At 73.6% G+C, this 13,284-nt stretch carries 11 protein-coding genes; 4 read left to right on the forward strand and 7 right to left on the reverse strand.

All coding sequences use genetic code 11. The features are described from left to right. Position 1: 1 nt before the first annotated feature. The gene (locus VFZ92_RS01015; protein ID WP_330873717.1) at positions 2-1,429 is read right to left on the reverse strand and encodes an FAD-dependent oxidoreductase; all 1,428 of its coding nucleotides are present in this window, start codon (positions 1,427-1,429) and stop codon (positions 2-4) included. An 80-nt stretch (positions 1,430-1,509) separates the two neighbouring features. Continuing rightward, on the reverse strand, positions 1,510-2,124 hold the full coding sequence (locus VFZ92_RS01020) for a TetR/AcrR family transcriptional regulator (RefSeq protein WP_330873718.1): 615 nt from the start codon (positions 2,122-2,124) through the stop codon (positions 1,510-1,512). 45 nt (positions 2,125-2,169) lie between these two features. Here VFZ92_RS01020 and VFZ92_RS01025 point away from each other — a divergent pair, with 45 nt between their 5' ends. After that, on the forward strand, positions 2,170-3,588 hold the full coding sequence (locus VFZ92_RS01025; RefSeq protein ID WP_330873719.1) for an FAD-dependent monooxygenase: 1,419 nt from the start codon (positions 2,170-2,172) through the stop codon (positions 3,586-3,588). Between the two features lie 6 nt (positions 3,589-3,594). On the opposite strand, the gene VFZ92_RS01030 is transcribed toward VFZ92_RS01025, so the two are convergent. Further along, on the reverse strand, positions 3,595-4,524 hold the full coding sequence (locus VFZ92_RS01030; RefSeq protein ID WP_330873720.1) for a lysyl oxidase family protein: 930 nt from the start codon (positions 4,522-4,524) through the stop codon (positions 3,595-3,597). Positions 4,525-4,703: 179 nt separating this feature from the next. Between VFZ92_RS01030 and wecB the strand changes: the two genes are divergently transcribed. Beyond that, positions 4,704-5,765 carry a non-hydrolyzing UDP-N-acetylglucosamine 2-epimerase gene (wecB, locus tag VFZ92_RS01035; protein WP_330873801.1) on the forward strand — a complete coding sequence of 354 codons (1,062 nt, stop codon included), beginning with the start codon at positions 4,704-4,706 and terminating at the stop codon, positions 5,763-5,765. A gap of 43 nt (positions 5,766-5,808) precedes the next feature. On the opposite strand, the gene VFZ92_RS01040 is transcribed toward wecB, so the two are convergent. Continuing rightward, on the reverse strand, positions 5,809-7,128 hold the full coding sequence (locus tag VFZ92_RS01040; RefSeq protein ID WP_330873721.1) for an NAD(P)/FAD-dependent oxidoreductase: 1,320 nt from the start codon (positions 7,126-7,128) through the stop codon (positions 5,809-5,811). Between the two features lie 6 nt (positions 7,129-7,134). Then, positions 7,135-7,962, reverse strand: a complete 828-nt coding sequence (locus VFZ92_RS01045; RefSeq protein ID WP_330873722.1) for a glycosyltransferase — start codon at positions 7,960-7,962, stop codon at positions 7,135-7,137. Positions 7,963-8,377: 415 nt separating this feature from the next. Here VFZ92_RS01045 and VFZ92_RS01050 point away from each other — a divergent pair, with 415 nt between their 5' ends. Further along, positions 8,378-9,799 (forward strand): sugar transferase, encoded by a 1,422-nt coding sequence (locus tag VFZ92_RS01050; RefSeq protein WP_330873723.1) that lies wholly within the window; start codon positions 8,378-8,380, stop codon positions 9,797-9,799. Positions 9,800-9,843: 44 nt separating this feature from the next. Next, positions 9,844-11,040: a putative glycoside hydrolase family 15 protein gene (locus tag VFZ92_RS01055; protein ID WP_330873724.1), complete on the forward strand. Its 1,197-nt coding sequence runs from the start codon at positions 9,844-9,846 to the stop codon at positions 11,038-11,040. A 52-nt stretch (positions 11,041-11,092) separates the two neighbouring features. On the opposite strand, the gene VFZ92_RS01060 is transcribed toward VFZ92_RS01055, so the two are convergent. Beyond that, a complete protein-coding gene (locus tag VFZ92_RS01060) occupies positions 11,093-12,187 on the reverse strand; it encodes a glycosyltransferase family 4 protein (protein WP_330873725.1) in 1,095 nt (364 codons plus the stop codon). Further along, positions 12,184-13,275: a glycosyltransferase gene (locus VFZ92_RS01065; RefSeq protein ID WP_330873726.1), complete on the reverse strand. Its 1,092-nt coding sequence runs from the start codon at positions 13,273-13,275 to the stop codon at positions 12,184-12,186. The genes VFZ92_RS01060 and VFZ92_RS01065 overlap by 4 nt, the downstream gene beginning before the upstream one ends. Positions 13,276-13,284 lie beyond the last annotated feature (9 nt).

Genomic DNA, 13,284 nt, shown 5'->3' on the forward strand with positions numbered 1-13,284 from the left:
GTCAACCCCTATCCGGACGCGGCTCGCCTGCCCGGCGGGAGGAGCGGCGCCCGAGGCGCCTGCCGAGGTTGGTCCTGACCGCCCGCAGGACGGTGCCCGGCGTGGCGAGCGTGTTCGGGTGGGCCGTCATGAACGTGACGGCGTTGAACCGCTTCGCGACCTCCACGTCCGTCACGGTCGCGTCGAGGATCTGCCCGGTGACCCACCGCGCGACCCGGTAGCCGCGCGGGTACGGACCCCCGATGTGCGGCAGCGCCAGGTCCGGGGTGGCCGAGGTCTGCCACGCCGAGTCCACGACGACCTTCTGGAGGGCGAAGAACCCCGTCGCGGGCGCGTCGAGGGCGGGCTCGGAGCGCAGCCACTCGGACAGGCACGACGCGTGCAGCGCGGCCGACGTCATGCCCTGGCCGTAGATCGGGTTGAACGACGCCACGGCGTCGCCGACGCTGACCAGCCGCGCCGGGAACCGCTCCAGCGCGTGGTAGGCGCGCCTCCTGCTGTCCGCCTGCTTGTACTGGCGGACGTCGCCGAGCATCTCCTCCGAGGCGGCGGTGCGGAACGGCTCCGGCAGCCGGTCGCAGATCCGGCGGAACTCCTCCGGCGTGGCACCGGGCCTGTCGTCGCCGTACCCGCCGAACATGATCATCCACCGACCGCCCTCGACCGCCTGGAACGCGGCGGGCGCGACGCCGTCCGGCCTCTCGTCCTCGTCCCAGAACGAGATGCCCGCGACGACCTCGGGCTCGGCCGAGCGCCGGAAGTACGCGGTGGTGTAGTTGATGTCGATGGGCATCCGCTCCATCGACGGCTTCTCCCACCCGGTCGCCTCCAGCCAGTCGCCGAGCCTGCTCGACCGGCCCATCGCGTCGACGACGAAGTCCGCCTCCTCGGTGACCTCCACCCCGTCGTCACCGGTGTGCCGCACGCCGACGGCACGCCCGTCGACGACGTCGACCGCGGTCGCCCTGCCCCGCGCCGCGGTGACGTTCGGCAGTGCGAGCACCCGGCGGCGGACGAGCGACTCCAGGAACGGCCTGCTCCCGGTGATCAGCTCCGCGGTCGGGTCGTCGACCTTCTCCTCGCCGTTGAAGTAGGCGCGGAAGCGGCCCGGCTTCGCGAGCACCGCGCCCTCGGCGACGGCCTCCTTCGAGAACCCCTCGAACCAGCGGTCGAGCTGCCTGCGCCCACCGGGCAGCAGCGTGTGCACCTGGGCCGACTGCGGCACGCCCCGGCGCTCCTCCGCCCGCTCGGTCCGCTCGTCGCGCTCGACCACCACGACCCGCTCGGCGTGGTCGGCGAGCACGCGCGCGGCCAGCAGGCCCGCCACGCTGCCGCCGAGCACCACGGCCCGGTCGAACAGCGTCCTGGTGTGCGTCGGCGGCTCGGTGGTGGCGAGCCGGTCGAAGACGCGGGCGGCGGACTCGGGCATGCGGGCCCCTCCGAGGTGTTGATCACGTGGACCCCCGACCGTAGCCGTCCGCCCCGGAGCGCTCGGCCGGACCCCGTCCGTCAGGGGGCCAGCAGCGCGCCCGCGGCCTGGTCGGCGAGCCAGCCCGCCGCCTCGTCCCAGTCCCAGCCCAGGTCGCGGGCGGTCCGCCAGGCCTCGAACCCGAAGTAGAACCACAGGACCTGCCCCACCCGGTCGGCGTCCAGGCCCGGCCGCAGGCCGCCGACCTCCACCAGCCGCAGGGCGACCCGGTCGAGCCGGTCGCGCACGACACGGGTGGCGGCGGTCGCCGCGGCGGCCACGTCGGGGTCGGACGTGCGGTTGTCGAGCAGGATCCCGACCGCCCGCCAGCGCGCGCGGCGCACCCGTGCGGTGCCCTCGGCGGTGAGGCGCAGGATCTCCCCCGCGTCGTCGGACTCCACGATCCGCCGCACCGTCTCGACCGCGACCGGGTCCTCGGCCCCGTCGTCGCTCAACGCCATGACCAGCGCCGACTTGCCGCCGACACTGGTGTACACGGTGTTCAGCGCGACCCCGGCCGCCGCGGCGACCGCCGCCACGCTGGTCCGCGCGTAGCCCTGCTCGGCGAACAGGGCGGCCGCCGCGTCCACGATCGTGCGCCGCGTGTCCTCCGCGTGCCGGGCTCGCACGGACGACCGGTACTCCCGCGTTGCCATGGGCCGATGATAGGGCCCACCTGATTTCAGAGTATGGTCATTACTATGAATCTAGGTTCTAACCAATCAATTGAGACGTACGAGGTCATCGTGGTCGGCGCGGGCCCGGTCGGGCTCTGGACCGCGGCGGAGCTGGCGCTCGCGGGCGTGTCGACGCTCGTGGTCGAGCGCGCCGTCGAGCGGAGCCCGCACTCCAAGGCGATGGGGATGCACCCGCGCACGATCGAGGTCCTCGCCCTCCGCGGCGTGGAGGAGGAGTTCCTGGCCGACGGGGTCCCCCGCCCGAACTGGCACTTCGGGATGCTGGAGAACCGGCTCGACTTCAGCGGCCTCGACACGCCCTACCCGTACATGCTGGCGTTCCCCCAGGTCCGCACCGAGGAGGTGTTCGAGCGGCGCGCGCTCGACCTCGGCGTCCGGGTCCTGCGCGGCCACGCCGTCACGGGCCTGGCGCAGGACTCCTCGTCGGTCACCCTCACCCTGGACGACGGCCGCACCCTCACCGCCGCCCACGTCGTCGGGGCCGACGGCGCGGGCAGCACCGTCCGCAAGGCCGCCGGGATCGAGTTCCCCGGCTCGGACGCGACCACGTTCGGGTACGTCGGCGAGGTGGCGCTGACCGAGCCTCCGGTGGTGAGCGCCCAGACCGACGACGGTGCGCTCATCAGCGTCCCGCTGGGCGGCGGCCGGTACCGCATCGCGGGCATGGACGCGCACCGCCAGCACCGCGACGACCCGTTCACCCTGGACGACCTGCGCGCCACCACCCGGCGCGTGGCGGGCGACGACTTCGGCATGCACGACCCGAGCTGGCTCTCCCGGTTCGGCAACGCCACCAGGATCGCCGCCGCGTACCGGAAGGGCCGCGTGCTGCTCGCGGGCGACGCGGCGCACATGCACTTCCCGGCGGGCGGCGTCGGCCTGAACGTCGGCGTGCAGGACGCGACGAACCTCGGCTGGAAGCTGGCCGCCGAGGTCCGGGGCCGCGCGGCCCCCGGCCTGCTCGACAGCTACCACGCCGAGCGCCACCCCGTCGGGCTCGCGCTCGCCGAGCACACCCTGGCCCAGACCGCCCTCATCAGCGCGACGACACCCGAGCAGCGCGCCCTGCGGACGCTCGTGAACGACCTCGTCGGCACCGTCCCGGCGTTCGCCGCGGCGCTGGCCGAGAAGCTCGCCGCGCTCGACGTCGCCTACCCCGTGGCGGGCGCGCACCCTCTGACGGGCACGCGGGTGCCCTCGGTCGCACTGCCCGAGGGCCGTCCGCTGCTGCTGACCCGCACCGCGCTGCCGGAGGCCTCCGCCGTGGCCGCCGGGCTGGGCTTCGAGACCGCCGTGCGCCCCGACCTGCCCGACGCCCGCGCGGTCGTGGTGCGGCCGGACGGGCACGTGTGGTGGGCGACCGACGACGACACCGAGGTGGCGGCGGGTCTCACCGGGCTGGGGACGACCTTCGCGGACTGACGCGGGTCACGAGCAGCGCGCCTGGCCGGGGCAGCTCCGCAGGAACTCGACGCGCGGCGGCGTCGTCAGCGGCCCCGGCTCGTCCGGCCACAGCACGGACACCGACACCGACGAGGAGTTGTTGGCGTAGTCCTTCTCCAGCAGCGACCGGTCCGGGTTCACCGTGTGCACGAGGTCGTACACGCCGGACGGGACGTGGGTGATGTCGAGCCACTGGAGGTCGACGTCGTGGCGGTGGTCGTCGCCCGAGCCGACGGAGATGCCCTCCACGACGTCGAGCCGGTCCCGGTCGCCGTGCCCGCAGGCGTTGCCGCCCAGCAGGTCCGCGACCCGGCCCGCGGGCGTCCCGTGCGCGGGCGTGTAGGTCAGCCTGCCCACGTCGTGCGCCGGGTAGCGGTCGCCGAGGCAGTAGCCGTTCTTGCGGTCGACCGACAGCGACGCCCCCTCGGCCGTGCGGAGCTGGAAGAGCTCGAACCCCATCAGGCGCCAGTGCTCGTGCGGCACCTCCGCGTCGTAGTGGGCGAACGCGGTCGTGGGGCCCTGCGCGGTCGCGAACCCGTCCGGGATCGGACCGTCCACACCGGATTGGAACGCCTGCCGCACCCGCATGGTCGGCTCGTCCGTGCTGTCGCGGCGGCCGAACAGCAGCAGCGGCCCGTCGCCGACGTTGTCCGCCGAACTGGTGAAGCGGAGGCGGGCGGACTTGGCGGGCCCGGACCGCAGGCACTCGTCGCGCGGCGCCGCGGGCCCCGACACCAGGCACACGTCCCAGTCGGAGCACGTCAGCGGGTCACCGCCGAACCCGCCGGGGCAGCCGACCGGGGCCTGCCGCAGGTCCGGCAGCATCGGCGAGGCGGCCGCGGCCGCCCGCGGCACGAGCACCGCCACCGCCGCGGCCACGACGACGCCCAGGAGCGCCCCGTACTTCCTCCACACGCTGAGACTTCCCGTTCCGTAGTCGACGTTCCTCCCCAACCCTAGAGAGCCCGCGCCCCCGCACCCGCACGCGAAGGCCGCCGTTCACCCGATGGGCTGAGATGGGGGAAATCACCGTGCACCACTCAGTAGCGTGTCAGCATCACGTTGGGGCGAAAGGAAAACACCTAGTGATCACCATGGTGTGCGGGACACGCCCCGAGCTGATCAAGCTCGCTCCGCTGCTCCGGCACTTCGGCCAGGGCGCGGCACTGGTCTACACCGGGCAGCACTACGACAGGTCCATGTACTCCCAGATCCTGGACGACCTGCCGGAACCGGGCCGGTTCCACGAGTTCGCGGTCGGCGGCGTCGGCCGCGGCGCCCAGCTCGGCCGGGCCGTGCAGGCCGTCGACGAGGTGCTCGCGGCCCACGCGGCGACCGCCGTCATCGTCCAGGGCGACACGACGTCCGCCCTGGCCGGGGCGTTGGCGGCCAACGCGAACGGCGTGCCGCTCGTGCACGTCGAGGCCGGGCTGCGCAGCCACGACCGCGCGATGCCCGAGGAGCACAACCGGGTGATGATCGACCACGTCGCCGACCTGTGCTGCGTGCCGACGGAGGTGAACCGGCGCAACCTGCTCGCGGAAGGCGTTGCGGCGGAACGGATCGCGCTCACCGGCAACACGGTCGTGGAGGCGCTGGACGCGGCGCTGCCGGACACCGACGAACAGTGCGCCGAGCTGGCGCGGCACGGTCTCGTGGCCGACGGCTACGTGGTCGCCACGATCCACCGCCCGGAGAACGTGGACGACCGCGCGAACCTGGAGACCGTCCTGCGGGAGCTGGCGGCGCTGCCGCTGCCCGTCGTGCTGCCCCTGCACCCCCGCACCGGCAAGCGGGTGCGGGAGTTCGGGCTGGAGGGGCTGCTGGAGGGCGTGCGCGTGGTGGAACCCCAGGCGTACCCGGCCTTCCTCGCGCTGGCGCGGGGCGCCGCCGTCGTGGTGTCCGACTCCGGTGGCATCCAGGAGGAGGTGAGCGTGCTGAAGCGGCCCGTCGTCGTGGTGCGCAGGAGCACCGAGCGGCCGGAGATCGAGGGCACGTTCGGCACGCTCGTCCCGCCCGCGCGGCTGCGCGAGGAGGTGCTGCGGTGGCTGGACGACGTGCCGGGCCACCGGACGCGGCTGGCGGGGATCCCCTCGCCCTACGGGGACAACTCCACGTCGAAGCTCATCGCGATGGCCGTGGAGAAGCTGCTCTGACGCGGCGGGGGTCGCTCACCGACCCCCGCCGCGCGCACCGCCGTCACACCCGCTCGGTCACCGGGTCCACGGCCGCGAGGATCTTCGCGGACACCTGGTCGGCCAGGGCGACGCTGGAGTTCCAGCTCGTCACGTCCGGGTAGATGTGCGCGGTGGTCGCCAGCAGGACCGACGTCCCCGGCACGTCCACCGACGGCCGCTGCTCCAGGAAGCCCAAGGGGTACACGGGTTCCACGAACGGCGCCTTGAACACCCTGACCTCGTCGACGTCGTCCTCGGTGAGCCCGAGCCCCCGGTGCAGGTCGAGGAACTGCCGGGTCCAGCGCTCGGCGATGGCGTCCGAGTCCTCCTGGTACAGCGCGGAGGTCCGGCTCGTGTAGTGCATGACGTACGCGAGGTGCCTGCCGCCGTAGGTCTCGGCCCCCGACAGCGCCGACATCTCGATGACGCCGTCGAACTCCGTGCCGGACCTCAGGACCGGGGCCCAGTAGTTGCCGGTCAGCGGTCGCTTCAGGAAGAACAGCGCGTTCACGACGCCCTGGTACGGCAGCGAGAGCGTCGGCAGCCGGTCGGCCAGCTCGGCGTCGGCCAGCCCGCGCAGCAGCGGCAGCGGGACCGTCGACACGACCTGGTCGGCCTCCAGCACCTCACCGTCGGCGAGCGTCACGCACGAGCCCTCCGGCGTGCTCGTGAGGCCCCGCACCGGGGCGCTCGTCCGCACGACGCCGCCCGCGGCCTCGATGGAGGCCCGCAGCGCGTCGATCACGGCCTTGTAGCCGCCCTCGGGGTACCCGCGGGTGGCCACGTTGCTCTCGCGCCCCAGCCGCTGCCACAGGTACAGCGCGGGCACGTCGCCGAACGCGTCGCCGAACTTCGAGCCGAACATCGGCCCGAACAGCTGCGACCAGATGGCCTCGCCGTACAGCGCGCGCAGCCAGTCCTCGGTGCGCAGGTTGTCGAGGTCCTTGCCCTTGCCCAGCCTGCGCAGCAGCAGCGACACGGCTCCGAAGCGGACCCGGTCGCGCAGCCGCAGCGGCGTGAACCGCAGCAGGTCGAGCGCGGAGTTGAACCCGTAGAAGTCGCCGTCGACGACCATGCCCATGCGGGTGGGCTTCCAGCGGACCGCGTCGCGCGCGCCGATGTCGCCGAGCAGGGCCAGCAGGCTGTCGTCCGTCGGCATCACGCAGTGGTAGAAGCGCTCCACCCAGCGGTCGCCCGAGGGGAAGAACGTGCCGAGGCCACCGAGCTGATCGCTGCTCTCCAGCAGCGTCACGCGGGTGCCCGCGCGGGCGAGGCGGTGGGTGACGGCGAGGCCGCAGATGCCACCGCCGACGACCACGACGTGGCGGGTCGAATCACTCATCAGGCGTCACAGCTTCCGGAACGGCGCGGGGCTCAGCCGGTCGCGCATCAGCAACTTCGCGTACTGGCCCATCGTGCGCCGCAGCCTGAGCTTGCTGACGCTCTTCTTGCGGTCGTAGCGCAGGGGCAGCGGGACCTCGGCGATCACCGGGTCGCAGTGCCGCAGCTTGAGCAGCAGCTCCACCATGCAGGCGAAGCCCTGCTCCTCGACCAGCCGCTCGCCCCAGTGGTCGGAGGCGCGGCGCAGCAGCGACGCCCGGTACGCGCGGAACCCGCTGGTGTAGTCGCGGACGCCGTCCACGTCGAGCGCGTGGCGGAACACCGCGCCCGCGCCGCGCGAGAGCACCCTGCGGCCCAGCGGCGCGGTGGCGTCGTCGCCGCCGCGCGCGAACCGCGAGCAGATCACCACGTCGGCCCCCGCCGCGATCTTCTTCTGGAGCGACGGGATCAGGCCGGGGTCGTGGGTGTCGTCGGCGTCCATCACGACCACCACGTCGTCGTCGCCGGACGCCTCGATGGCCGCGCGCAGACCGGTGTGCAGCGCCCGGCCGAGGCCGAGGTTGACCCGGTGGCGCACGACCCGGACGTCGAGCCCCTCGGCACCGCGCTCGGCGGTGGCGGCGGTCGAGTCGGACGAGCCGTCGTCGACGACCCACACCGTCAGCCCGCCCGCCAGGGAGAGGTCCGCCAGCCTGCGCAGCAGCGGCGGCAGCGAACCCTCCTCGTTGAACGCGGGCAGCACGACGTGCGCCCGCCCGCAGGTCAGCGTCGTGCTGCCCGCCTGCGGAACGACCGACACCGGCCTGATCCGCACCTCGGCCTCTTCGAGTGCCACAGTGCCCCTCACCATTGCTCGCTGGTCCGACGGCGGAGACAATCGCGCTCCGCGTCGTCGAGTCATATTCGGCCACGTTCCGACCCTTCTTTAACCTGGTCCGGACAAGCGCGGTAACCGAGGCAACAGAAACACACACATCCATCACCGTTAGGAGGGCTCCTTGTCCATCGAAAGAGTGATTTTTGCTCGATTGTTCTCCAGTTTCCGCGCCAAGGAGGCCCGATAACACCGAATGGGTGAACTCCATCGGGTGCCTGGATATGGCGCGGGAACGGCTGCCGAAGCAGCCTCCGAGCCGAATTCGAGAGGAAGTCGTTCGGGATGTGGCATGGCGCGGCGTGGCTGCCGCCGCGAATACCGGGAACAACCCATCGCGTGGCACTGTGGAATTCCCACGAAAGGGTGAATTTCGATGACTGATCTGGTCTCGGCCGTCAGTTCGCCCGCGCACGGGAAAGGGCGGCACGCGCTGAAGGCGCCGGGCGGTTCCCGAACGCGGCCCCTCTCCGCGCGGGTGAACGCGGTCGCCCTGGCCCTCGGTCTGGTCGACGCGGGCGCCCTCGTCGCGGCGGCGCTGTGGACGCGGCCGGGGTGGGGCGCGGCGGTGCTCACCGCGGTGCTGCTGCTCGTCGTCCGGTCGAGCGGCCGGATCTACCGCAGGCGGCTGTGGCTCTCGTGGTTCCAGGACCTGCCGCGCTCCCTGGCCACGACGGCGACGACGTTCGCCCTGCTCGCGTCCTGGGCCGTGGTCACCGGCCAGCCCGGCCAGGTGATCACCGCGCTCCAGCACCTGCTGGTGCTCTTCGTCGTCTGCGGCGAACCGGTGCGGTTCGCCATGTTCTGGCTCGGCCGCTGGGGCCGCCGCCGCTTCGGCCGCTGCGACCGCACGCTCGTCGTCGGCGCGGGCAAGGTCGGCGTGGACCTCGTGACCACGATGATCGAGCACCCCCAGTTCGGCCTGCGGCCCGTCGGGTTCGTCGACCACGACCCCGTCCTCGACCACGAGGACCTGCCGGTCGACCTGCTGCCGGACGACCTGGCGTCGGCCATCACCCGGCTCGGCGTGGGCACGGTGATCCTCGCGTTCTCCGACACCCGCGACACCTCGGCGGTCGACGCGGCCATCACCGCGCACCGGCTCGGCTGCACCACGCTCGTCGTGCCGCGGATGTTCGAGCTGTACCAGGACAACCACGACGTCGAGCGGCTGCGCAGCTACCCGCTGGTGCGCCTGGGGACCGCCCCGACGAGCAGGCCGAGCTGGTGGCTCAAGCGCGCGATCGACGTGCTGCTGGCCGCGGTGGCGCTGGCCGTCCTGTCCCCCGTGATCGGCCTGTGCGCGCTCGCCGTGCTCGTGGAGAGCGGGAGGCCGGTGATCTTCCGGCAGGTCCGCATCGGCATGGACGGCCGCAAGTTCCGGATCTACAAGATCCGCAGCGTCCGGCCGGGCACCACGGACGACTCGCAGACGAAGTGGTCCGTGCAGGGCGACGCGCGCGTCGGCCCGGTCGGCAGGCTGCTGCGCGGCACGTCGCTCGACGAGCTGCCGCAGCTGTGGAACATCGTGCGCGGCGACATGTCCATCGTCGGCCCCCGGCCGGAGCGACCCGTGTTCGTGCGCGAGTTCTCCGCCATCCACGAGCTCTACTGGGCGCGGCACCGGGTGCCCGCGGGCCTCACCGGCCTGGCCCAGGTGCACGGGCTGCGCGGCGACACCTCGATCGCCGACCGCTCCCGGTACGACAACTACTACATCGCGAACTGGTCGCTGTGGCTGGACCTGAAGATCCTGGTGCTGACGGTGGGGGAATTGGTGTGTCGCAAACAGCGGTAGCCCGGTGCGGTGGCCCCTCCAGGACGCGGAGGGTCGTCACCGGGGTGGCGGCCCTGGCCGCGCTGCTCTCCGCGCAGGCGTGCGCGCTCGGCGCGGCCACCGGGAACGACGGCCCGCCGTCGAAGGCGGCGGCCCCGTGCGCGTGGTGGTACGGCATCGGCGACTCGCCGACGGCGCGGGACGTCCGGCTCGCGGCGCAGCGCTACGACGTCGTGGTGCTCAACGCGGTGGAGACCGCGGCCATGCGGCAGCTCCACCAGCTGAACCCGAAGATCAAGGTGTTGGTGTACAAGGACCTCTCCAGCACCCGCAACTACCAGGGCGCGGTCGTCGGCGACCAGGACGCGGCCTACCTGCCGTCCGGTCTCGGCCACCAGAGCTCCCAGCGCGAGCACCCCGAGTGGTTCGCGCTGGACACGGCCGGGAAGCGCATCGAGTGGAACGGCTACCCGATGCACTGGCAGATGACGGTGTGGGACAAGGCCTACCAGCGGGCGTGGACCGAGGCCGTGACCGCCGAGGTGACCCGCGAGGGGTGGGACGGGGTGCTGGCGGACAACGACTTCAACTCGCTGAGCCACTACTCCCCCGCCGTCCTGGCGGGCACCTCCGACGTCAGGGCGACCGACCGGCTGCTGCGCGACGGGCTGGACGAGTTCCTCGGCGTGGCGGGCGACGCGCTCACCGGCGCCGGGAAGCTGTTCGTGCCCAACGTGTCCGAGACGCACCTGACACCCGGCCGCTGGACCGCGCACTCGCGGTTCGGCGGGGCCGTGGAGGAGAACTTCGGCTTCCGGGACGCAGGGGGGACGGGCGAGCTGCTGACGTTCCGGGGCAACGAGTTCAACGAGCTGCGCGCCCAGGCCGCGCTCGGCGAGTCGTTGCTGCTGCTGGTGACGCGCACCCGCGAGGAACGGGAGAACAGGGCCGGGTACGCCAGCGCGGCCCTGCTGGCCGGGCCGCGCACGTGCTGGACCTCGGCCACCACCGACGACTACCGCGACCCGGAGTGGTCGCAGCTCCAGGCGTCCGGCCTCGGCGAGGCCGTCGAGACGGCCACCAGGCGGGCCGACGGATTGTGGAGCAGGCGGTTCACCGGCGGCTGGGTGGCGGTGAACCCGACGGCCACGCCGCTGGCGGTGACGCCCCCCGAAGGGCTGGTCACCCCGGACGGCGACCCCGTGACCACGCTGGAACTCCCCGCCGCCGACGGCGTCGTCCTGCTCAAGCCCAGGTCGTAGCGGCACCCGGCCGAGGTGGTCCAGTCCGCTGGACCACCGACCGACGCGGCCCCTACCCCAGCAGGTCCTCGTACAGCTCCAGGTGCCTGCGCGCACACACCTCCGGCGTGAACCGGGCCCTGGCGCGGGTGGCCAGCTCCCGGCCCGTCCCCGCGGGGTCCGGATCGGCGAACAGGGTGCGCAGGCGGTCCGCGAGCCCCGGCACGTCACCGGGCTGCGCGAGGTAGCCGGAGGCGCCGACCATGTCCGCCACTCCCCCGGTGTCCGTCGCCACGACCGGTTTCCCGGCCACCATCGCCTCGGCCACCACGAGCGGCTGCTGCTCCATGCTCGACGGCAGCACCAGCGCGTCGCACGCGAGCAGCAGGTCCGGCACGTCGGCGCGGAAGCCGAGGAAGTCGACCTTCCCGCGCAGCGGCTCCTCCTCGGCCAGCCGTTCGGCCGCCGCGCGCTGCGGACCGTCGCCGATCACCGACAGCCGGGCGTCGGCGGGCATCACACCGGGCATGGCCAGGGCCGTCAGCAGGTCCAGCACCCCCTTGCGCGCCACCAGGAGACCGACGAAGGCGAGCCTGCGCACCGGTCCCGCCGGGAGGCGGACGGCGCTGGGCGCGACGCAGTTGTCGATCTGCGTCAGCCGCCGTGCGGGCACCCGCAGGCGGTCCGCCAGGAACCGGCCCATCGCGGGCGCGGGCACGACGGTGCGGTGCAGCGCCCTGGCGACCAGGGCGTCGGCGGCGAGCACGGCGCGGGTGTAGGCCGACGGCGAGGACGCTCCGGGGATGCCGCGGAACCACGGCTCGCCCACGTCGTCGGGAACCCCGTGGTAGGTGTGCACGACGGCGGCCGAGCGCAGCCCGGTGCACACCAGGCCCGCCCGCCGGTCCTGGGCGTGCACGACGTCGGGCCGCCACGCGCGCACGACGCCCCTGGTGCGCCTGCCCGCGGCCACGTCCCCCTTGCGGGACACGGTGATCTCCTCGTGGTGGCCCGCGAGCAGGTCGGCCCCGCGCGCCGGGGTGGGGCCGAACACCCGGACGTCGACCGCGCCCGAGTCGATCAGGGTCGTGGCCAGGCGGACGGTCACGTCCACCGGCCCGCCGCGGTCCTGGGTCAGCAGGTAAGCGACGCGCAGCCGTCCACTCATGAGATCCGTCCCCTGGCGAGTTCGTCGACGAGCGTGGCGATCTGGTCCGCCATCCGGCTCCGGTCGAAGAGGAGCTCGGCGCGCTGCCTGCCGCGTCCGCCCTCGGCGGCGGCGAGCGCGGGATCGGCCAGCCGGTGGGCCACCGCCGCGGCGAGCGCCCCGACGTCGCCCGCCCGCACGACCGCGCCCGCGTCCCCGACGCTCTGCCGCACGCCGCCGACGTCGAACGCCACGACGGGGCGGCCGGAGGCCATCGCCTCCAGCGGGACCAGCGCCATGCCCTCGGCGCGGGAGGGCAGCACGACGACGTCCGCGGCGGTGTAGAACGGGGCCGGGTCGTCGCTGTGGCCCCACCAGCGCACCGACCCGTGGTCGGCCGTCGGGTGGGAGCCGCGCCAGCCGTGGCCCTCCGGACCGTCGCCGACGAGCACCAGGCGGGCGTCCGGCACGCGGGCCAGCACCTCGGGCCACGCGGACAGCAGCTGGTCCTGGCCCTTGAGCACCGCGAGCCTGCCGACGCACACGGCCAGCGGCCCTGCGGGCCCCAGTCCCAGCGACGCCCGTGCCGAGGCGCTGTCACGGGGGCGCAGGCGGTCGGTGTCGACGCCGTTGCAGACCACCTCGGCGTGGGCCGACACACCCGCGTCGCGGCCGATGACGAGCTCGTCGTCGCTGACGCACACCACCAGGTCCGTCCACCGCGACGCCCGGCGCTCCCAGACCTCGCTCACCGCGCGCAGGGCCCCGCGCGCGGTCTGGAACGACCACAGGTGCGGCTGGAACACCGTCGGCACCCGCCCGCGCACCGCGAGCCTGCCCGCGAGACCGGCCTTGGAGCTGTGCAGGTGCACCACGTCCGGCGCCAGGCGCGCCAGCACCCTCCGCAGGGACACGACCTCCTTCACCAGCAGCGGGCTCGGCCCGCGGGTGGCGCGCCAGGCCCGCACGTCGATGCCGAGCCCCCTGGCGCGGTCGGCGAGCCAGCCGGTCGGCGGGCACACCACCACGACCGACCACCCGCGCGCGCGTTGGGCGACCGCCAGGTCCAGGACCACCGCCGCCACCCCCGCTTCCACGGGCTGCGTCACGTGCACGAC

Origin of the sequence: Umezawaea sp. (genome assembly GCF_036375055.1) — a bacterium.
In the GTDB taxonomy this organism is placed as follows: Bacteria; Actinomycetota; Actinomycetes; order Mycobacteriales; family Pseudonocardiaceae; genus Umezawaea.

Bases quoted from the DNA above. Each gene is read 5' to 3' on its own strand.
- VFZ92_RS01015 (WP_330873717.1), bottom strand. From the start codon at position 1,429: ATGCCCGAGTCCGCCGCCCGCGTCTTCGACCGGCTCGCCACCACCGAG.
- VFZ92_RS01020 (WP_330873718.1), bottom strand. From the start codon at position 2,124: ATGGCAACGCGGGAGTACCGGTCGTCCGTGCGAGCCCGGCACGCGGAG.
- VFZ92_RS01025 (WP_330873719.1), top strand. From the start codon at position 2,170: ATGAATCTAGGTTCTAACCAATCAATTGAGACGTACGAGGTCATCGTG.
- wecB (WP_330873801.1), top strand. From the start codon at position 4,704: ATGGTGTGCGGGACACGCCCCGAGCTGATCAAGCTCGCTCCGCTGCTC.
- VFZ92_RS01040 (WP_330873721.1), bottom strand. From the start codon at position 7,128: ATGAGTGATTCGACCCGCCACGTCGTGGTCGTCGGCGGTGGCATCTGC.
- VFZ92_RS01050 (WP_330873723.1), top strand. From the start codon at position 8,378: ATGACTGATCTGGTCTCGGCCGTCAGTTCGCCCGCGCACGGGAAAGGG.
- VFZ92_RS01060 (WP_330873725.1), bottom strand. From the start codon at position 12,187: ATGAGTGGACGGCTGCGCGTCGCTTACCTGCTGACCCAGGACCGCGGC.